This window comes from Methylophaga pinxianii (assembly GCF_020447225.1).
GTDB lineage: Bacteria > Pseudomonadota > Gammaproteobacteria > Nitrosococcales > Methylophagaceae > Methylophaga > Methylophaga pinxianii.
Window position 1 is genome coordinate 1 of sequence record NZ_JAJAEO010000155.1, and the last position, 17,876, is coordinate 17,876.

Here is a 17,876-nt window from a genome sequence, read left to right on the forward strand (position 1 = left end):
TTTTTTTTGCGCCACCCAAACCCGTGATAACACAGCCACTTCTTTATGAATATCTGCTTTCTGACCGGTAAGCGCTGCAATTTTTTCTGTCATCAGCTCACTTTTTCCGTTGAATTCTTGATTCTCTGTCTCAGGGTTTCCTCAAGGTCACGCTGCAGGTTGAGGATATCCCCCGGTCTGGAGTGTTTAATAGACCGATATCTGGGGAAAAGTAGGTCACGCAAAGCCAACAGCTCTGATGAACGCGTGAGACCCCGCTCCTGGAGAACACCTCTATATATAAATCAGACTAGCGAGAGGGAAGCGAAACAACGAAACAAGTGGTTCCGTTCCCGGATTGCGCACTGATAACCCCATCATGAGACTCCACTATAGCCTTGGTGATGGCCAACCCCAGGCCGGTACCTTCACTTTGTCGCTGGCGGGATGGGTCTACCCGGTAAAATCGATCAAATAGTTTCGGCAAATGCTCGGCTGGAACATCCTCGCCGGGATTGGCAATTGAAACGGTGGCATGTGCGCCTTCATCCACTGACAAGTGGATTCTAATGATTTCTCCGTGTGGGGTGTAGCGTATGGCGTTGGATAGAAGGTTCGAGAACGCTCGGCGCAGTAGCGCGCGGTCACCTCTCACGACGGGAGCGTTACCTTCCAACACCAGTTGCACCTGATGTTCCGTTGTCAGTGCATCAAAAAACTCGAACAGCTCTTTAAACTCTTGAGTCAGGTCTAATGGGACAAATACAGGTTTGATCAAATCGTTATCGCTCTTCGCCAGCCAAAGCATGTCACTAACCATTTTGGACATCCGTTCTTGCTCCTCCAGGCCGGAATACAGCAATTCACGGTATTCATCCGCTGATCGCGGTTTGCTGAGACCAACCTGACTTTGGGTAATCAGGTTCGTCAGCGGCGTCCGCAGTTCATGCGCGATGTCGGCTGAAAAGTGTGATAGGCGCTCAAACCCTTCTTCCAGGCGTCCAATCATTTGATTAAACGACACGGCCAATTCCCTGAGTTCAGTGGGCAAGGTATCCGCGTCGAGGCGTTCATCAAGGTGATTAGCCTGAATCTTGCGCATACCCTCACTCAAACTCCTCAACGGCAAAAGCCCCTGGTGGATGCCAAACCAGGCAGCCAGCAGTGTGATGGCCCCGGTTCCGAGCATGATCAGCCATAGGCTATTGCGAAAGCTGTGCAGAAAAAACAGATGAAAATCAAGATCGATAGCGGCAGTGATTCGATAGATTTCCGACCTTGCTGTCAGAGTGGTGACCACGCCTCGAAAATTTTTGCCGCCGCTGGCCCACACGGAAACATGGTCTTCATCGATGACGCGCACCGGTGACAGCGCGGCAGCCCCGTCAAAAAAGTCAATTCCGGGAGTGCGAAACAACAAGGTACCATCGTCATCTTCCACCTGAAAATAAACCCCATGATGACCGGCAACGGCCCTTGCCAGGGACTCCTCTATGGAGGCGCCGTTTTCCAGTGCAGTACTAAGAGTGTGCTCTATGGATTGAACGATGGTGCGTAGCTCGTCGACATCCTGCTCCGCAAAGTGATCTCGGATCGACTGCAACACTAGCAGGCTACTCAACACCAGACTGAGACCAGTTGCCAGGGTCACAAACGCCAGGACCCGCGACGTGAGTGGGCTGGGGCACGATTTTTTTCTACGCATCATCGTTTTCCACATCGAGTTTGTAACCCATCCCCCTAACGGTGTGGATGAGTTTTGGCTCGAAGTTGTCGTCGATTTTGGCGCGTAAGCGACGAATAGCGACATCAATTACGTTCGTGTCACTGTCAAAATTCATGTCCCACACCTGGGAAGCAATCAAGGAGCGTGGCAATACTTCCCCCTGGCGACGCACAAATAGTTCCAGCAAGGCAAATTCTTTTTGGCTGAGTATGATTTTTGTGCCGGCACGACTGGCCCGGCGCCGTGGTAGATCCAGTATCAGATCCGCCACCTGCAAATGATCGGTGAGCATAGGTACCGTTCCCCTGCGCAGGAGTGTCCGCACCCGTGCCAGCAGCTCTGAAAATGCAAAAGGCTTGACGAGATAATCATCAGCACCCAGTTCCAGTCCTTTGACACGGTCATCCACGCTGTCGCGTGCCGTGAGAAACAATACCGGGGTCTGGTGTCCCGCCTCGCGTAGGGATTGCACGATGCGCCAGCCCTCCATATCGGGCAGCATCACATCGAGAATGATCAGATCAAAAGCTTCCGTCATGGCCAAATGATGTCCATCCAACCCATTGCGCGCGAGCACGATCAGAAAGCCGGCCTCGGCCAGGCCCTGCCGCAGGTAATCACCGGTTTTTACTTCGTCCTCTACTACAAGCAGACGCATAGTCAGGTTCCCCTTCTGAACTGGCCTTTCAGTCTAATGGGCCGATTCGCACAGCCACATGACATAAAGATTACAACATTGTCATCTTGTGGTCATGTTGATGACAGGGTGCATTGATTATGTTGAGAGCCTCGGAAAAATTGACCCGTCACAATGACAGAATGAGGAATCCGAATGAACAGACCAAACAGGCCGTTGAACCTTTCTCGGCGACGCTTCGTGCAGGGATTGGCCGCCGGCGGTGTTTTGGCCTGGGCACCGGGATGGTTACATGCGAGGGGACGAGATAACCCAAGTATCCGGACCGGTTCTGCGCCGATTTTGAGCGGTCGAGAAGTAGATCTGGTAATTGAAGAGATGCCCGTCAATTTCACCGGTGCCATACGCATGGCAACCACAATCAATGGTTCTATTCCCGCCCCGACACTTCGTTTCCGAGAGGGCGCCCCGTGCCGAAATTACGTTGTATGGCAAGGATGATGTGGACAACGGTTTGGGCAGCGGACTGTCTGATGCGGCCCTGGGACTTCGACTGCGCTATGAGTTTTCGCGCCAATTTGCGCCCTATGTCGGCGTTGAATGGACAAGCAAGTTTGGCGGTACGGCTGATTTTGCCCGTGCTGCCGATGAACCGGATGCTGACACGCTGTGGGTCGTCGGATTGAAATTCTGGCTCTAAACCTATTTTCTACTGTGACTTAAGGAGTCAACCTCATGAAACTGAAATCCCTCTCCCGTTTTGCGGCATTGCCTGTCCTGATTATCGCTCTGTCGGTGCAAGCGCACGATCCCAAGGAACATAGGCAAGACGCCGAAAAACCCGATTGTAAGGCGATGAAAGACATGGATCATTCCAAGATGGATATGGATGATCCGGTGATGAAGGCCATGATGCAGAAATGCGTGAAGGACGGGGACGACGGGGAGGAAGACTCGCACACCCCTTCTTCCGCCACCGATGATCATGGCAAGCATGGTGTGGACAACAAAAAATCGTCCGAGCATCAGCACTAATGGAGACAACGTGGCTTGCAAGTTACCATCGGCAACCGTCAGGTTTTTGAGGAGGACTCATGGCTTCTGGCAAATTACTGTCCTGCGTCAAGTGCTTGTTGGCAATAGCAGTTATCGTGATCGCAGGCGGGGCTGTATTTCTCTACTCAGGGTGGTATCCAATGGGTGCTGACGTACCTCATAACCGCTTCACCTATTGGATATTGGAAACCTTGCGTGAGCGCTCTATCGCGCGCGCGGCAGGCGACGTAGAGATACCCATGAATCTGGATTCCTCGGATCGTCTGCTCTCAGGCGGTGCTGACTACAACGACATGTGCGCGGGATGCCATTTGAAACCCGGTAAGACACAGAGCGACTTTACGCTGGGGCTTTACCCTGCACCGCCCAACCTGACCCGTGACGAACATCGTGGCGGTATCAACAATGCGCTGGACCAGCGACGCTTTTGGATCATCAAGCACGGTATCAAAGCATCCGGCATGCCTGCCTGGGGCCCTGGTCATGACGATGAACGTATCTGGAACATGGTGGCCTTCCTGAAGCGCCTGCCGGAGCTGACACCGGAGCAATATCAAATCCTGACGGCGCGTGGCGATGATCAGGCCGAACATCATTAAACGGTGGAGTAAGCTTATGCCGCATCATCATTCAAACACAGGCGATAACATATCAGCATCCTGCTGCAGTGGCCAACGCGCCGAGCCTTCGGGCGGTACGCTGACCGATCCTGTCTGTGGTATGGCTGTGACTGCCACGTCACTTCACAAGGCTGAATTTCGGGGCAAGACATACTCCTTTTGCAGTGCTTCTTGCCGGAAAAAGTTCGTTGCCAACCCCACCGATTACCTCGAAAAGCCCACTTCACCGGTCGCGCATGACACGCTGAACGAAGCGCATAGCAACGTCGAATACAGCTGTCCGATGCATCCGGAGGTTCGGCAACCGGGGCCGGGCACCTGCCCCAAGTGCGGCATGACCCTGGAACCGGTCATGCCCAGTGCGGAAACCGAACAAAATCCCGAGCTGGCGGACTTCCGTCGCCGATTTTGGTACACCTTGCCATTGACTGTGCTGGTTACTCTCATTGCCATGTCGGGCGGCGCCTTCGACAATTTGCTGGGCGGCGCTCGTCCATGGGTAGAGCTGCTGCTGGCGACGCCAGTGGTGCTGTGGTCAGGGTGGCCTTTCTTTGTGAGATGGCTGCACTCCATCCGCTTGCGCGCACCGAATATGTGGACGCTCATTGGTACCGGTACTGGTGCGGCTTACGTGTACAGCGTAGTTGCTGTGCTCGCCCCGGATATTTTCCCCGCATCCTTTCGTGAGGCCGGCCATGTGGCCGTTTATTTTGAGGCGGCGGCGGTCATCATTTCATTGACGCTGCTGGGTCAAATGCTGGAACTGAAGGCTCGCTCCGAAACCGGTGCGGCAATTCGGGCGCTGCTGGGACTGGCGCCCAAGACGGCGCGACGTTTACGGGATGACGGAACGGAAGAAGATGTTCCGCTGACCCATGTTCATCCGGGCGATCGCCTGCGTATTCGCCCAGGTGAGAAAGTGCCGGTCGATGGCGTGGTGCTGGAAGGTAACAGTGCCATTGATGAATCCATGTTGACGGGTGAACCCATGCCGGTCAGCAAGCGCACTGGCGATGCAGTCATCGGTGCATCGCTCAATACCAGCGGCGCTCTGATCATGCGCGCGGAAAAAGTCGGGTCGGCCACGGTGCTTTCCCAGATTGTACAGATGGTCGCCAACGCTCAACGATCTCGAGCACCGATGCAGCGTATGGCTGATGTGGTCGCCGGTTATTTTGTGTTGGTGGTCATCGCCGTCTCACTGGCCACTTTCATCCTGTGGGGGATGTTTGGCCCCGAACCCAGTTGGGCATTTGGCCTAATCAACGCGGTGGCGGTGTTGATTATTGCTTGTCCCTGCGCACTGGGCCTGGCAACACCCATGTCAGTGATGGTGGCTACCGGTAACGCAGCAACCCGGGGTGTCCTTTTCAAAGACGCTGCGGCGATTGAACAGCTGTGTAAGGTCGATACCTTGATCGTCGATAAAACAGGAACACTGACTCAGGGCAAGCCAGCGTTCCTGTCTGCAGCGGCAGCACCCGGCAGCAGCTCAGACGAGGTGCTGCGGTTGGCCGCCAGTCTCGACCAAGGCAGCGAACATCCGCTCGCTCATGCCATTGTCGCTGAGGCACACAATCGGAAATTGGCCTTGAGCCCTGTCAATGACTTCGAATCCAGTTCCGGTATTGGTGTGCGCGGACATGTGGATGGACAGTCTCTTGCCTTGGGTAATACGGCACTGATGGATGAGCTGCAAATCGACTGGCGCGGCATGTCTGATAAAGCAGAGGCGCTGCGAACCCAAGGCGCCAGTGTGATGTACCTTTCGGCTGGTCCGCAATTGGTAGGCTTGCTGGCGGTCGCCGATCCCATCAAGACATCCACCCCTGAAGCCATCACGCAACTGCGCACTCAAGGCCTGCATATCGTTATGGCCACCGGTGATGGTCTCACCACTGCCCAGGCAGTAGCGCAAACGCTTGGTATCGACGAGGTACACGGCGAGGTACGTCCAGAAGACAAGGACAAACTGGTGGCACAGTTGCAGGCTAATGGACGCAAGGTGGCCATGGCCGGTGACGGCATCAACGACGCACCCGCCTTGGCCCGCGCCGATGTCGGCATTGCTATGGGTACGGGGACGGATGTGGCGATGAGCACGGCGCAACTGACCCTGGTCAAGGGTGATCTACGCGGTATCGCCGTGGCGCGTGGGATTTCGTTGGACACCGTTCGAAATATGCGCCAGAACCTGATGTTCGCTTTTCTTTACAACGCTTTGGGTGTGCCTATAGCCGCCGGTGTGCTGTATCCGGTAACCGGCTGGCTATTGTCGCCGCTGATTGCCGCACTGGCCATGAGCCTGAGCTCCGTGTCGGTGGTGGGTAACGCGCTACGTCTGCGGCAGCGAAAAATCACCGGAGCTGATCAATGAACAAGCATTCAGGCTCCTTCTGGTTGACTTCCAAAGGTTTGGCCGCGATAGGCCTGATCGGCGCAGCAAGTTATTTTCTGCTGATCGAACATCGCGACCATGTCCTGCCGTTTCTGCCTTACCTGATCTTGCTGGCCTGCCCCTTAATGCACCTGTTTATGCATGGTAGGCATGGGCATCATCACTCAGAGGAAACCCAGTCCGAAAGCTCGTCCCATGCACCTCACCGCTTCCAAGGTGAGGCGCCGCGGGTACGAGGTGGTCAAGCGGACGAGGAGGAGAACAACAATGCACGGTGAATCTGCATACGGCCTTTGGAGCCTCGTTCTGATCAACTCCGCCATTTTTATTTTTTTCGCCTTCAGCTTCGTCAAACCTCAAAGCCAGCTGGATTGGCGGAGTCTCGGCGCGTTTTCTGCCTTTATCGTGGCCTTGTTTACTGAAATGTACGGGTTTCCGTTAAGCATCTATTTTCTCTCCGGTTGGCTGGCGGAAAAGTACCCCGGCGTGGACTTCCTATCACACGACAACGGCCACTTGCTGCATACGCTCCTTGGACTGGACGGTAATCCGCACTTTGATCCCCTGCATCTGGCGAGCAATATCCTGATTGTTCTGGGATTCTTTATGCTGGCGTCCGCCTGGAGTGTATTGCACAAGGCACAGCAAAACCGCCAATTGGCGAACAGCGGTTGGTATGCCCGCTGCCGACACCCGCAGTACCTTGCGTTCATCGTGATCATGTTTGGTTTTTTACTTCAATGGCCTACGATCCCGACGCTGATCATGTTCCCCGTATTGCTTGTGGTCTATGTCCGCCTTGCCAAACGTGAGGAACAACGCGCGCTGGAAGAGTTTGGGGAACACTATCGCGATTATCAGGGACGCGTGCCAGCCTGGCTGCCGAGCCTGAAACCTCAACTTCTCAAGGAAGGGTTATGAAAAACCGGTCAGATTTTTTTAAGGCGGGGAGTATATTACAGCTCGCTGCCTACTAAGCGATTGATGCGACCTGGATATCAATCCATTCGGAGACAAGATCATGTCATTACTACGCGTAGCTGGCTCACTCATGGGCCTGTTTTTTCTGGTATTCCTAACTGGCTGTGACACTTCAGATCCGACGAGTGCGCCTTCCTCCCCAGATAGAGGGGGTCTGGAGATTACCGCCAGCACGGAAACTACATTTCTGACGGTCTATAAAAGCCCAACCTGTGGGTGTTGCAAGGAGTGGATCAGTCACATAGAAAGAGCGGGCTTTACCACTGAAACACGTCATCCGGCGAATCTTGAACGCTTTAAGGATCAGCACGGCATCGCGACCAATTTGCGTTCCTGCCACACGGCCGTCTCCCCAGGGGGCTACGTGTTTGAAGGCCATATTCCGGCCCGCTACATCCAACAGTTTCTGGATAATCCTCCTGCCGATGCAATTGGCCTGAGCGTGCCCGGCATGCCGGTGGGCAGCCCCGGGATGGAAGTGGGCGATAAGTTCATACCGTATCAGGTGTTGTTATTGAAGCACGATGGCAGCACCGAGGTATTCGCTCGTGTGGAACAGCAGACACACCAATATCAAGAAGGAACACTATGAAAGGAGTTAATGCCATTCTCCATCAAGCACGCCGACTGCACGCATCAACATGGCTTAAACATTACAACATCGTCATCTTGGGGTCATGTTTGTGACAGACATAAGCGACTAACCTCGGAGGTACCAAATGGGTAAAGCTTTTTAGCCACGCACTTCCCCCTATCAGCGACAACTCAAAAAGGAGTCCGCTATGAAAATCCGTTTTTTTACGCGTCCTGGTGCTTGGAACAGCCATCCTGTGGCTTGCAGGCTGCGCCAATAGCCCCTTCTATCACGGCCAAATCATGAGAGGCCAGGTAGTTCAGTCTACGGCGTCCGATGTGGTGGTATGTGTAGGTAAACGCGACGGTGCCGAACCCGGGCAGTTGTTGAGTGTTTACCGAGTAGTATTTACAGAAGGTGTCGTTGAAGAGGGCGGGTCAAACTGGCACCGAGCGCCAGTAGGTACAGTGAAAATTGAAAATATCATCGATGATCACTTCGCCAAAGCGCGTGTCATTGAAGGTGACATTGTCAAAAATGACATCGTAGAGCTTCAAAAATAGAGGACGAGATATAAAGCATATCCACCAGTTTTAGTTGATTGCGAGACTTCTTACGAGGATAACTTATGATCATGGCGTTGACATGGACGGGAAACACTTTATGCTCATTGTTTGGTGACATCCTGAGATGTGTGAGTCCTGCTTATGCTGTAACTCAGCGCAGCGGCTCGTAAATTAAAACCGCATGCTTCTGGCGAAAGCTTGCTTCAAATCAACTTGGCCTGGGCTCGAATTGATTAATCTGCGGCTGGCCATTTACAAGCTGTCAATTACGTTGTTTTAAATAGCAATTTTGGAGACATCAATGAAAAAGATTATCACAGCGTTAGCGTTAACAAGTATTTTCGCTATGCCGGCGTTTTCCCAAAGCGGACATACTCAAAGTGACCCGGCTACGCAGGCTGGCGGCATGTCGACACAATCCACTCAAATGCCCGACCTGCAGTCCCAAATAGAAAAAATGAAAGGGCTGATGGAGCGCATCCGATCAGAACAGAATCCTGAAGTCCGCGAAAAGCTTATGCAGGAGCACATGACAGCCATGGAGCACGGCATGCAGATGATAAGTGAGAATATGAAAAATGATTCTCAAAAAGACACAATGAACGCCGAAAAACGCATGGACATGATGAATGATCGCATGGACATGATGCATAAAATGATGGAACAAATGATGGGTCAGATGAAAGGTGGTATGGGTATGTCTGGTGGCCATATGTAAGCCTCCTTGCTCACTTTTCTGACATCGCGCGAAGGCGACAAGCGCAAAAGTAAAACAGGTACACAACTGTCATTGCACTCAATAGAAACAGGTTTTTTACATGCCGGGTTATCCGGCGTAATTTTTCATCAAAACGGAGATAGACATATGAAATTTTCTAAATTGTTTTTCAATCTGATTGTGGCAACAGCGCTGGTATTTTCTTTCCAGGCTCAGGCACAAACCCAACCTGCCGAAGAACCTATCATGGAACTGCTGAACAGCATGACCGATAAGCCAGAAGATCATAAGGCGATTGCCGACTATTACCGAAAAAAGGCCGGTGAGGCGCGAGAAGAGGCCAGTCTGCATGAGAAAATGAAAGACAAATATCGCCATAGTCACGCTAAAATGAAGGGTATGGCTGCCGGAAAATCCACACAAAAACATTGTGAACGTGTCATCAAGCTTCAGCAATCTGTAGCCGAAGAGTACGATGCCTTGGCTGAGTTGCATGAAAAATCCGCCAAGCAGTAAGTAATTGCTTAAGAAAAAATGCAAACTGCCTTTGCCTGCACGCTACAGGAAAGGCAGTTTACATTCCTGCCCGAGCTCGCAAACCGACCAGTAATATCATCATCGCTATATAACGTTTACTGAAGCCGGAACCCAAACCTCATGTCTCATTGCAAAAAACATACGTCATATTGGGAAGTATCCAGCTCTCTAAACCTGAATAGGTGGTTACCTTTGGCCGCTTTCCAACGCTTTTCCGAACTATTACAGCGGGCAACGATATACCTGATCGTAGCAACTGTTTTTTTGTCCGGCCCCATTCAGGCTCAGGTCTCCCCGGAGGATCATCAAGCTCATCACCCAGACGTAGCGGCCCCACCACCACAATTCACACCAGCTTCTCCGGTTGTCGGAAAAAGTACCGGCATGATGGAAGGCATGGGTGAGATGATGCGCCAAATGGGTGTATCTCCCCCGAAAGAGATTTATCCATCACTCATGACGTTGTCTGATCTTCCGCCCGAAAAACGGGCGGAGGTGGAAGCCGCTGCCCATGAACGTATGGCCAGTGGCACGGCACTGATGACCGACGGGCTCACCCGCCTCGCCGATTCTGCATCCTCCAATGATTATGAACTGATGCAACAGGCCGTGAGCCTGCTGCATGAAGGTATGGCCCGATTCGAGAGTGGGTTAGCGGCTCATCAGGTGTTGGTCGGCACCGACGATCCGCAGGCCGTTGCTCTCGACTGGTTCCGACGCGAAATGGAACTGCCTGTGCCAAACCCGCCTGCTGTAAACACCGGGGTCATGGATATGACTTGGTTCCATTTCTGGATCATGCTCAGCTCGTCAGCGCTCATCGCCGGTTTCTTTTGGTTGTACATACTCAAGATGCGCCGGGCCTCGCAGCTCCTGAGCAGTTTAGCGGCGCCAGCGCGGCAGCCTTCACCTCTGCAGGCCCCAATGCCGCCGCCAATCCAATTCCCAGGATCTGCCGAGACTACCGCGTCTGGACGACCCTGGTCGGGGCAGCTGCGCATCAGTCGTATTTTCCAGGAGACCGGCGACGTCAAAACGTTCCGGCTCGTGAATCCGGTCGGAGGGATGCTGCCTTTCGATTACCTGCCCGGGCAATTCATCACAGTCACAGTGCCACACGGTGAAGCAACTGTTCGCCGTGGCTATACGATCGCCTCTTCGCCGACACAACGGGATTACATCGAAATCACTGTCAAACATGCGCCTGAGGGTGTGGTGTCCGGTTATCTCCATTCCGAGATCCACGAAGGTAGCTTGCTGGATCTCTCGGGACCGGCCGGTTCGTTTGTTTTCACAGGCCGGGAATGCAAATGCATTGTTCTGATTGCCGGAGGTGTTGGCATCACCCCACTTATGAGTGTATTGCGCTATCTTCTGGATCGTAGTTGGGAAGGTGACATTTTCCTGGTTTATGGTTGCCGTGCACCAGAGGACATCATTTTTCGAGAAGAACTGGAGTATTTGAGGCGCCGTCACACCAATCTTCAGGTGGTCATTACAGTATCGCAAAGCGGGGCGGAAAAATGGGCTGGCCCTCAGGGGCGCATCACCAAAGAGTTGCTGGCCGAGTCAATCCCGGATTTGCCGTCACGCTATATCCATATTTGCGGTCCTGTCCCAATGATGGAGGCGACGAAGCAGATTCTCTCAGAACTTGGCATACCTAAAGACCGCATTAAAACAGAGGCATTCGGTCCAGCTCTTGGCAAACAGGAACGCTTGCCGAGCGCTGATCAGAAGACCGCAGGCCCCAGTTCTCCCAAGCCTGGGCTTCCCACGGTTACCTTCACGGATTCGGACAGAGCGGGACCCCTTCCTCCTGATAAAGTTGTGCTCGATGTGGCTGAAGAATTGGGCGTGGACATCGATTACTCCTGCCGCGCCGGCATATGTGGGGTTTGCCGGGTAGAGCTACTTGCTGGTGAAGTTAGCATGGACGTTGAAGACGGCCTGGAGCCGGGGGATAAGGAAAAAAACCTAATATTGGCCTGCCAAGCCAAAGCCAATTGCGACATTTCGGTAAAGGCATGAAAGAACGCGAACGGTTTATCGTCACAGCACTTGTCCTGCTGTTGCTGGCTTTCTGGTTGGGATTCCTTTTCCATCGCTCGCCCCGCTTTCCTGGTAGTGCTATCGGTGGGGTGCTTGGTGTGTCGGGAGCGGTGCTGATGCTGATTCCGCTGGCCTACCTCATCGTAAAACGCATCAAAATCCTGAACCGGTGGGTTACGAGGTTCGTGTCGATGCGAACATTGTTAACCTGGCATATTTATGCCGGTGTGCTGGGACCCATTCTCGTCATATTCCATTCCAGCCACAAATTCGATAGTGCATTGGGTATCGCACTCACCGTCATGACCCTGATTGTTGTCCTCAGCGGGTTTGTTGGTCGCTACCTGTTGACTCGCCTCTCCGACACCATCCGTGAGAAAAAAGAAACCCTTACCCAACTGGGAATCAGTTACCGCCAAGTGGCTGCGGAATTGGTCGGAGATCCGGGACATGCCGCGATGCTGCGTTCATTTACAGGGCTTTTCACACGCTGGATTGCCAATAAGCTGATTCTGAGAAATCAGCTGGGACAAGAAAGCCCTCCACCGATGCGGGCGCTTGCACTGGTGGATGCCATGGCAGAGATTGAGTATGCAGTGAAGATGCACCAATGGTTCAAATCCGCCTTCCAGTGGTGGCTGCGCTTTCACATTACCATTGCTTTTGTTCTGTACCTGCTGCTGGCTCTGCATGTATGGGCAGGTATTTACTTCGGTTTACGGTGGTTTACGTGAAGCTTTGGCCACATTTTTTAGTCGCGCTAGTTGTCATGGGTGCCCTGTCAATGTGGGTCTATTACGGTGGCGCGCATCCTGGCGGCAAGGCCTCGGGCCTACTTGATAAAATAACCTGGCAACGCATGGCAAACCCCGGTCCGCTGACGGGTGGTCATGCTTTCCTCGAGCACGACTGCGCTGCTTGTCATACGCCAGTCAAAGGTGTAGAGGCAAACAATTGTATCGTCTGCCACGCCAACAATAAGGCCTTGCTGGGGACACAGTCCACCGCTTTTCACGCAGATATCGGTAGTTGTAGCAGTTGCCATGTAGAGCATCTGGGGAATAATCAGCGCCCAATAAAAATGGATCATAAGGTGCTGGCCAAAATTGGCCGACAGCTTTTGCCACCCAAAGAGCACGAGCGGATCGGAAATCTGGCAGCACCGCATAAAGGAATATCCGTGCTCGAAACCCCTTTAGACTGCGCCAACTGCCACAGCAACGAAGAGCCGCATCGCAACCTCTTTGGCGCCGACTGCGTCATCTGCCACTCAACCGCCGCATGGACCGTACCCGAGTTCCAACATCCGGCAGCGACGTCGACAGAGTGCGCGCAATGTCATCAAGCCCCGCCGAGTCATTACATGGAACATTTCAAGATGGTGTCTATGAAAGTATCGGGTGTGATGCACGCCGACGTCTCTCAATGCTTTCTCTGCCATAAAACCAACAGTTGGAATGACATCAAGAACGTCGGTTGGTACAAACATCACTAACATCCGGAGGACGGAATGGAAACGTTGCTACATCTTGCCATGTTGATCCTGGAAGGGATTGGCGGCTTGATTATTGCCTGTGCTGCAGCACTGTCATCATTTGATCTTGTACGCACTTGGTTCAATAAAGGGCTACGGGAAGATATCGAACCACTCCGACTGCAATTCGGTCAACGTCTGGTATTGGCGTTGGAATTTCTCGTTGCGGCGGACATTCTTGCCACGTTGCATACCCCCACGCTGGAGGGCATTGCTTTGTTGGGCTTGGTGATTGTCGTGAGAACTGTACTGAGTCTGAGTATTGCGTATGAATTGCGACACGCATTTTGCTCCGTTCCCGGACGCAATAAAGATGAATCAGGCCCACCGGAGTCGGAACGAGAAGATTCCGGACGCACTACTTCGTCTGCAGGAAAGCGCTGACGCCCAACAACAGTTGCAGGCTACCGTTGAGCAAGGCCGCTTTTTCTTTCTCAGCAAGCCCTCTACCAACAACAGCGTACAGACTCACGGAATACGCCAGCACATCGGCCAGCATATCCATGGAGTCCGCCACCAAATCACTCGAACGTGCCAACCAACCTGCTGTGAATTCGACGACAAACATCACCGCATTCAAAGAGCTGGGAAAGGCCATCCGAACGCTTTTTTTGCTTCGCTATATTGATGAAATAGCGCTTCGAAAAACCATTCAGTCAGCGACAAATAAAAGTGAAGAATTTAATGGTTTTATCAAATGGCTCTTTTTCGGAGGAGAGGGCATCATCGCTGAAAACATCCGCCATGAGCAGCGAAAAGTAGTCAAAAACAATCAACTTGTCGCGAACATGGTGATTCTCTATAACGTCGAGAAAATGACCCACGTCCTCAAGGACTTTGGCTAAAGAGGGTGTCGCTATCAACCAAGAGCTACTGAATGGGCTCTCGCCATATCGCAATTCCAATATCAATCGCTTTGGTGACTACAATCTGGACCTGGAAAGAGAGGTCCCGCCGTTGAATTTTGGCATTAAGATACTGGAACCAGAAGGTTACCGGGCGGATCCGGGTTCTTGGTAAAGGTCTTCGCCGCACTTTCATACTGCTCTGAAGAACAACTGTCCTCGCCAAATTGCTCCTGGTTGGTTCGTAGTCCAGCCAGGTCAGGAGCATCAAATTGCGATCGAAAGGCTGTAACGGTTTGATCCGGATTAATGGCGAAGAAAAAGTAGTCTTGTGTATCCAGCATGGTTGAAATCACTGCTTGGATGATCGGGTTACCGGCACGCACCAAGCCGTGATAAGTGGCATAGCCATAAAACTCAAACCCAAGTGAAGCACCTTGTATTGGCTTGTGCCTAAAACTGAGTGGCCGAAGTTCATGCCCTGGTGCGTTACGCTGGTTTGGTATAGGTCTCTCTGGCAGCACTGCAATAAAACCGCATTTCTCTTTCCGGTCTTCCACATAACCCATTGCGAAACAAGGTGCTTGCGCGGCCATAAGATCACGGATCAACAATTGATTGACCGTCAGGCGTGGCAGACAATTGTGGACCTCACCCATCTATTTCGTTTCCTCTTTTTCGATAAAGTAGGTGCCATTGGGCAACACGTGTTTGTAGGGAAGTAGGGAGATGTGGGCCAGAAGGTCATCGTCCACCGTCTCTCCTTGTTTTCGGAGTTCATCAACGATATTGCTGATTCTGGATGTGTTCCAGTACAGGATGGCATTGGACACCAGGCTTAATGAGCTTGCCTTGTTCATGATCTCCAGGTAGTCACCGGTAGTGAACTCGCCCTGGTTGGCAAAGAAGATCCAGCGCGGCAGATTGTGTCGATACTCACCTTTATTGAGTTGGAGTTGAACCGTGCGGCGCAAATCTTTGTCGGTAATGTAGCGCAGGATGTATTCAGTTTTGATGATCCTTCCCAGGTTGGTGAAGGCCTTCGCCAGCCGGTCAGATGGGAAGCTGTTGGTCAGCCGTTCTACAATCACATGGGCCGGTGCCGTGCGTTCCTTTAGAGATGTGGCCACATGAATCATTTCATCCCACTGCTCTTCAACAATATCCAGATCCGCCGTCTTATTCAGCAAAGGCGTGAACACGCCGTAATTGACGTTACGCTCTACCCGGTAGAGCTGCTGATCCTTGAGATCGCGGATCCGGGGCATGAAGTAGTATCCCAGCAGGTAGCACAGCGCAAAGATGATTTCCGTGTAGCCATGGGTATCGGTGGTGTGCTCCCTGATCTTGAGGATGGTGTTGTTTTCCAGTATTCCATCAAGGACGTATAGCGCTTCCCTCGGATTACAGGAAATGGCTTTGGTGCTGTACACGGAGTATTGATCGGACACATGGGTATAGATGCCGATCGCTTTCTCATAGTAACCGTAATACCGGGGATAATAGGCCGCTAAAAGACTGTCAGCCCGGATCCGAAAACGTTGCGCGTCTGATGACGATACCTGGCCGGATCCGTGTACCTCACTGAATGGCATTTGGTGGTGCTGGTATGGACGGACAATTAAGTTGAGAAACGGACAAAATAGTTGAGAACTATGACATGAAAGATGAGAACTTAACAAAATAGTTGAGAACTTTTAGAGGTCCAGTTATGCTGTGAAAAAGCATACTGGACTTTTATTATGGCTAAAGCAAACTCTTCATTCTCAGAAGTACAAATTGCCCGTCGTATTAAAGAGGGGCGTGGCCAAGGGCATGGTAAGGACTATATTCCATGGCTAACAGTACAAGAAGTCCCTTCCTCAGGTCGTTCCCACCGTATTTATTCTCATAAAACGGGACGAGTCCATGGGTTCTACCCCGATTTTGCGGACACTTCAAAGAAGCCTGATAATGGGTGCAGCGACGTCCGTGCCGGCGTTTGCGTCTATGTGCGCCCCGGAGCGCTTAGCTCTGGTGGAGAAAGTGGAAAAGGCAACGCGTCTTATTGTGGAACGCTTCACGTATGGCGATTCCGTCATCTTCCCGATGGAAGCGAACATTGCAATCGCAACGTAGCCCGAAGTCGACGCACTGAGAGTCGGCAGGGCAGTATTGACCTGGCTAACCGGCGTGAACGCCCACATGAAACGATGCATATTGCAGCATGACAATTTTGTAATCGTGCAGTCATGGTCTCGTCAGTAGCGTAAGACTAAAGTCCCATAACCGATCTCGCAGCACCTCCTGGCGGACATTCTCAAGGCAGCGCAACGATCACTAAAACATAGCAAGTAAGGAAAGGCAGTGCTTGAAGTGAGTAATCTGGACTGTGTTCGTGGTGAACGCCACCTATTTCATGATGTGAGTTTCCTTCTAAGGTCTGGCGAGGGCCTCCTCATCACCGGCGAGAACGGAAGCGGCAAAACAAGCCTTTTACGCATGCTTGTCGGGCTGACACCGCCCTTTGCAGGAACGATCAACTGGAAGACCAGATTAATTAAACATTTAGGGGCCGAGTACCGCCGAGAGCTGCTTTATTGCGGCCATCCATTGGGACTGAAAGACAGCTTAAGTGCCACCGAGAACCTGCAGTCCATCGCTTCATTAGTAAACGAACCGGTTGAACTGTCGGTTGTGCAGGATGCTTTGGAACGCATAGGATTGCAAGGCAGTGCCCATATGCCGGTGCGAGCCTTATCCCAGGGTCAGAAACGACGTGTCAGCCTCGCGAGATTATTTCTCTCCAGGCGCACTCTGTGGGTCTTGGATGAGCCCTTGACGGCTTTGGACACCAAGGCAAGTCAGCATGTTGCACAAGCGGTCGATAGGCATCTTGATGATGGCGGTATTGCGGTAATTACCACCCATCAAGATATGGCCCTGGCCAGCCCGTTGCAAACAATGCGGATAGGGGCATGAAAGACGCCTTCGGTCTTTCTGCAATTTATTGGATAGTTCATCGCGAACTCAAGCTGACCATGCGACGAAAATCGGATGCGATTACTCCGCTTCTCTTTTTTGTGATTGTGACTAGCCTTTTCCCGCTAAGCGTCGGTACTGATGTCGAGATGCTCAGGAGAATCGCGCCAGGCGTTCTATGGGTTACCGCATTGTTGGCAACGATGCTCTCGCTTCCGCGCCTGTTTGAGCAAGACTACGCCGATGGCACCTTAGAGCAACTGGCGCTTTCCCCGGCACCACTGAGTGCAATGGTCGTTGGAAAGGTAGTGGCGTATTGGCTGATGACCGGCTTGCCTCTGGCACTACTTGCTCCGTTGTTGGCACTTCAATTCTACTTGCCGACGACGTCCATACTGATATTAGCGACGACGCTGTTAATCGGTACGCCAGTGTTGGCATTGATTGGTTCGATTGGAGCCAGTTTGACGCTGGGGCTACGTGGCGGCGGCGTTCTTGTCGCGCTACTCGTACTTCCCCTTTATGTACCGGTGCTGATTTTTGGTACAGGGGCAGTTGACGCGGCGGCATCTGGATTAGGTGCCACAGCGAATGTTTCGTTATTGACCGCCATGCTGCTGGTTGCCGGCTTTTTTTCTCCCATGGCCACAACGGCGGCTTTACGAATTGCTTTGGAATAGTAAGTGACGACA

At 52.4% G+C, this 17,876-nt stretch carries 22 protein-coding genes and 1 pseudogene; 18 read left to right on the forward strand and 5 right to left on the reverse strand.

Annotated features, from left to right (window positions below):
* Positions 1 to 289: 289 nt before the first annotated feature.
* Together LGT40_RS04580 and LGT40_RS04585 are read right to left on the reverse strand one after the other, a co-directional pair.
* On the reverse strand, positions 290 to 1,687 hold the full coding sequence (locus tag LGT40_RS04580) for a heavy metal sensor histidine kinase (protein WP_226070182.1): 1,398 nt from the start codon (positions 1,685 to 1,687) through the stop codon (positions 290 to 292).
* The gene (locus LGT40_RS04585) at positions 1,677 to 2,363 is read right to left on the reverse strand and encodes a heavy metal response regulator transcription factor (protein WP_226070184.1); all 687 of its coding nucleotides are present in this window, start codon (positions 2,361 to 2,363) and stop codon (positions 1,677 to 1,679) included. Before LGT40_RS04585 ends, LGT40_RS04580 begins: the two co-directional genes overlap by 11 nt.
* A gap of 174 nt (positions 2,364 to 2,537) precedes the next feature.
* On the opposite strand from LGT40_RS04585, the gene LGT40_RS04590 reads away from it, so the two are divergent.
* From LGT40_RS04590 to LGT40_RS04660, 15 genes are all read left to right on the forward strand, one after another.
* Positions 2,538 to 2,843: a twin-arginine translocation signal domain-containing protein gene (locus LGT40_RS04590; protein ID WP_438861568.1), complete on the forward strand. Its 306-nt coding sequence runs from the start codon at positions 2,538 to 2,540 to the stop codon at positions 2,841 to 2,843.
* Position 2,844: 1 nt separating this feature from the next.
* Complete coding sequence (locus LGT40_RS04595; RefSeq protein WP_319000259.1) at positions 2,845 to 3,042, forward strand: copper resistance protein B; 198 nt, start codon at positions 2,845 to 2,847, stop codon at positions 3,040 to 3,042.
* Positions 3,043 to 3,077: 35 nt separating this feature from the next.
* Complete coding sequence (locus tag LGT40_RS04600) at positions 3,078 to 3,377, forward strand: hypothetical protein (RefSeq protein WP_226070186.1); 300 nt, start codon at positions 3,078 to 3,080, stop codon at positions 3,375 to 3,377.
* 59 nt (positions 3,378 to 3,436) lie between these two features.
* On the forward strand, positions 3,437 to 3,997 hold the full coding sequence (locus LGT40_RS04605) for a c-type cytochrome (RefSeq protein ID WP_226070188.1): 561 nt from the start codon (positions 3,437 to 3,439) through the stop codon (positions 3,995 to 3,997).
* Between the two features lie 16 nt (positions 3,998 to 4,013).
* On the forward strand, positions 4,014 to 6,395 hold the full coding sequence (locus tag LGT40_RS04610) for a heavy metal translocating P-type ATPase (protein ID WP_226070190.1): 2,382 nt from the start codon (positions 4,014 to 4,016) through the stop codon (positions 6,393 to 6,395).
* A complete protein-coding gene (locus LGT40_RS04615) occupies positions 6,392 to 6,694 on the forward strand; it encodes a DUF2933 domain-containing protein (RefSeq protein WP_226070193.1) in 303 nt (100 codons plus the stop codon). Before LGT40_RS04610 ends, LGT40_RS04615 begins: the two co-directional genes overlap by 4 nt.
* Positions 6,684 to 7,337 (forward strand): methyltransferase family protein, encoded by a 654-nt coding sequence (locus LGT40_RS04620; protein ID WP_226070195.1) that lies wholly within the window; start codon positions 6,684 to 6,686, stop codon positions 7,335 to 7,337. Before LGT40_RS04615 ends, LGT40_RS04620 begins: the two co-directional genes overlap by 11 nt.
* A 100-nt stretch (positions 7,338 to 7,437) precedes the next feature.
* Positions 7,438 to 7,989 (forward strand): DUF411 domain-containing protein, encoded by a 552-nt coding sequence (locus LGT40_RS04625; RefSeq protein ID WP_226070197.1) that lies wholly within the window; start codon positions 7,438 to 7,440, stop codon positions 7,987 to 7,989.
* 284 nt (positions 7,990 to 8,273) lie between these two features.
* Positions 8,274 to 8,534, forward strand: coding sequence for a hypothetical protein (locus LGT40_RS04630; RefSeq protein WP_226070200.1), 261 nt, complete (start codon positions 8,274 to 8,276; stop codon positions 8,532 to 8,534).
* A gap of 304 nt (positions 8,535 to 8,838) precedes the next feature.
* Entirely contained in the window at positions 8,839 to 9,255 is a 417-nt protein-coding gene (locus LGT40_RS04635; protein ID WP_226070202.1) for a hypothetical protein, read from the forward strand.
* 147 nt (positions 9,256 to 9,402) lie between these two features.
* Positions 9,403 to 9,771 (forward strand): hypothetical protein, encoded by a 369-nt coding sequence (locus LGT40_RS04640; protein ID WP_226070204.1) that lies wholly within the window; start codon positions 9,403 to 9,405, stop codon positions 9,769 to 9,771.
* A 213-nt stretch (positions 9,772 to 9,984) separates the two neighbouring features.
* Positions 9,985 to 11,823 (forward strand): 2Fe-2S iron-sulfur cluster-binding protein, encoded by a 1,839-nt coding sequence (locus LGT40_RS04645; protein WP_226070206.1) that lies wholly within the window; start codon positions 9,985 to 9,987, stop codon positions 11,821 to 11,823.
* Entirely contained in the window at positions 11,820 to 12,578 is a 759-nt protein-coding gene (locus LGT40_RS04650) for a hypothetical protein (protein ID WP_226070208.1), read from the forward strand. Before LGT40_RS04645 ends, LGT40_RS04650 begins: the two co-directional genes overlap by 4 nt.
* Before the next feature lie 50 nt (positions 12,579 to 12,628).
* Complete coding sequence (locus LGT40_RS04655; protein ID WP_226070210.1) at positions 12,629 to 13,339, forward strand: cytochrome C; 711 nt, start codon at positions 12,629 to 12,631, stop codon at positions 13,337 to 13,339.
* 15 nt (positions 13,340 to 13,354) lie between these two features.
* Positions 13,355 to 13,762 (forward strand): DUF1622 domain-containing protein, encoded by a 408-nt coding sequence (locus LGT40_RS04660; RefSeq protein ID WP_226070211.1) that lies wholly within the window; start codon positions 13,355 to 13,357, stop codon positions 13,760 to 13,762.
* On the opposite strand, the gene LGT40_RS16555 is transcribed toward LGT40_RS04660, so the two are convergent.
* The gene (locus tag LGT40_RS16555) at positions 13,737 to 13,976 is read right to left on the reverse strand and encodes a cation efflux transmembrane domain-containing protein (RefSeq protein WP_226070212.1); all 240 of its coding nucleotides are present in this window, start codon (positions 13,974 to 13,976) and stop codon (positions 13,737 to 13,739) included. The two genes, LGT40_RS04660 and LGT40_RS16555, sit on opposite strands and share 26 nt — an antisense overlap.
* On the opposite strand from LGT40_RS16555, the pseudogene LGT40_RS04670 reads away from it, so the two are divergent.
* Positions 13,951 to 14,398 (forward strand): annotated as a pseudogene (locus tag LGT40_RS04670) (Tn3 family transposase); the annotation flags it as partial. The gene LGT40_RS16555 and the pseudogene LGT40_RS04670 overlap by 26 nt on opposite strands.
* Here LGT40_RS04670 and LGT40_RS04675 read toward each other — a convergent pair.
* Complete coding sequence (locus LGT40_RS04675; protein ID WP_226070213.1) at positions 14,349 to 14,882, reverse strand: hypothetical protein; 534 nt, start codon at positions 14,880 to 14,882, stop codon at positions 14,349 to 14,351. The pseudogene LGT40_RS04670 and the gene LGT40_RS04675 sit on opposite strands and share 50 nt — an antisense overlap.
* Entirely contained in the window at positions 14,883 to 15,818 is a 936-nt protein-coding gene (locus tag LGT40_RS04680; protein WP_226070214.1) for a Tn3 family transposase, read from the reverse strand. It abuts the gene before it with no gap.
* A 760-nt stretch (positions 15,819 to 16,578) separates the two neighbouring features.
* Between LGT40_RS04680 and ccmA the strand changes: the two genes are divergently transcribed.
* Both ccmA and ccmB read left to right on the forward strand, forming a co-directional pair.
* Positions 16,579 to 17,184 (forward strand): cytochrome c biogenesis heme-transporting ATPase CcmA, encoded by a 606-nt coding sequence (gene ccmA, locus LGT40_RS04690; RefSeq protein WP_226070260.1) that lies wholly within the window; start codon positions 16,579 to 16,581, stop codon positions 17,182 to 17,184.
* Positions 17,181 to 17,864, forward strand: coding sequence for a heme exporter protein CcmB (gene ccmB / locus LGT40_RS04695; RefSeq protein ID WP_226070215.1), 684 nt, complete (start codon positions 17,181 to 17,183; stop codon positions 17,862 to 17,864). Before ccmA ends, ccmB begins: the two co-directional genes overlap by 4 nt.
* Positions 17,865 to 17,876: the final 12 nt, after the last annotated feature.

Excerpts from the sequence above, each read along its gene's own strand:
- LGT40_RS04675 (WP_226070213.1), bottom strand. The coding sequence starts at position 14,882 with ATGGGTGAGGTCCACAATTGTCTGCCACGCCTGACGGTCAATCAATTG.
- LGT40_RS04580 (WP_226070182.1), bottom strand. The coding sequence starts at position 1,687 with ATGATGCGTAGAAAAAAATCGTGCCCCAGCCCACTCACGTCGCGGGTC.
- LGT40_RS04605 (WP_226070188.1), top strand. The coding sequence starts at position 3,437 with ATGGCTTCTGGCAAATTACTGTCCTGCGTCAAGTGCTTGTTGGCAATA.
- LGT40_RS04660 (WP_226070211.1), top strand. The coding sequence starts at position 13,355 with ATGGAAACGTTGCTACATCTTGCCATGTTGATCCTGGAAGGGATTGGC.
- LGT40_RS04625 (WP_226070197.1), top strand. The coding sequence starts at position 7,438 with ATGTCATTACTACGCGTAGCTGGCTCACTCATGGGCCTGTTTTTTCTG.
- LGT40_RS04640 (WP_226070204.1), top strand. The coding sequence starts at position 9,403 with ATGAAATTTTCTAAATTGTTTTTCAATCTGATTGTGGCAACAGCGCTG.
- LGT40_RS04680 (WP_226070214.1), bottom strand. The coding sequence starts at position 15,818 with ATGCCATTCAGTGAGGTACACGGATCCGGCCAGGTATCGTCATCAGAC.
- LGT40_RS04620 (WP_226070195.1), top strand. The coding sequence starts at position 6,684 with ATGCACGGTGAATCTGCATACGGCCTTTGGAGCCTCGTTCTGATCAAC.
- LGT40_RS04655 (WP_226070210.1), top strand. The coding sequence starts at position 12,629 with ATGTGGGTCTATTACGGTGGCGCGCATCCTGGCGGCAAGGCCTCGGGC.
- LGT40_RS04585 (WP_226070184.1), bottom strand. The coding sequence starts at position 2,363 with ATGCGTCTGCTTGTAGTAGAGGACGAAGTAAAAACCGGTGATTACCTG.
- LGT40_RS16555 (WP_226070212.1), bottom strand. The coding sequence starts at position 13,976 with ATGGCCTTTCCCAGCTCTTTGAATGCGGTGATGTTTGTCGTCGAATTC.
- LGT40_RS04650 (WP_226070208.1), top strand. The coding sequence starts at position 11,820 with ATGAAAGAACGCGAACGGTTTATCGTCACAGCACTTGTCCTGCTGTTG.
- LGT40_RS04610 (WP_226070190.1), top strand. The coding sequence starts at position 4,014 with ATGCCGCATCATCATTCAAACACAGGCGATAACATATCAGCATCCTGC.
- LGT40_RS04630 (WP_226070200.1), top strand. The coding sequence starts at position 8,274 with ATGAGAGGCCAGGTAGTTCAGTCTACGGCGTCCGATGTGGTGGTATGT.
- ccmB (WP_226070215.1), top strand. The coding sequence starts at position 17,181 with ATGAAAGACGCCTTCGGTCTTTCTGCAATTTATTGGATAGTTCATCGC.
- LGT40_RS04615 (WP_226070193.1), top strand. The coding sequence starts at position 6,392 with ATGAACAAGCATTCAGGCTCCTTCTGGTTGACTTCCAAAGGTTTGGCC.
- LGT40_RS04635 (WP_226070202.1), top strand. The coding sequence starts at position 8,839 with ATGAAAAAGATTATCACAGCGTTAGCGTTAACAAGTATTTTCGCTATG.
- LGT40_RS04600 (WP_226070186.1), top strand. The coding sequence starts at position 3,078 with ATGAAACTGAAATCCCTCTCCCGTTTTGCGGCATTGCCTGTCCTGATT.
- LGT40_RS04590 (WP_438861568.1), top strand. The coding sequence starts at position 2,538 with ATGAACAGACCAAACAGGCCGTTGAACCTTTCTCGGCGACGCTTCGTG.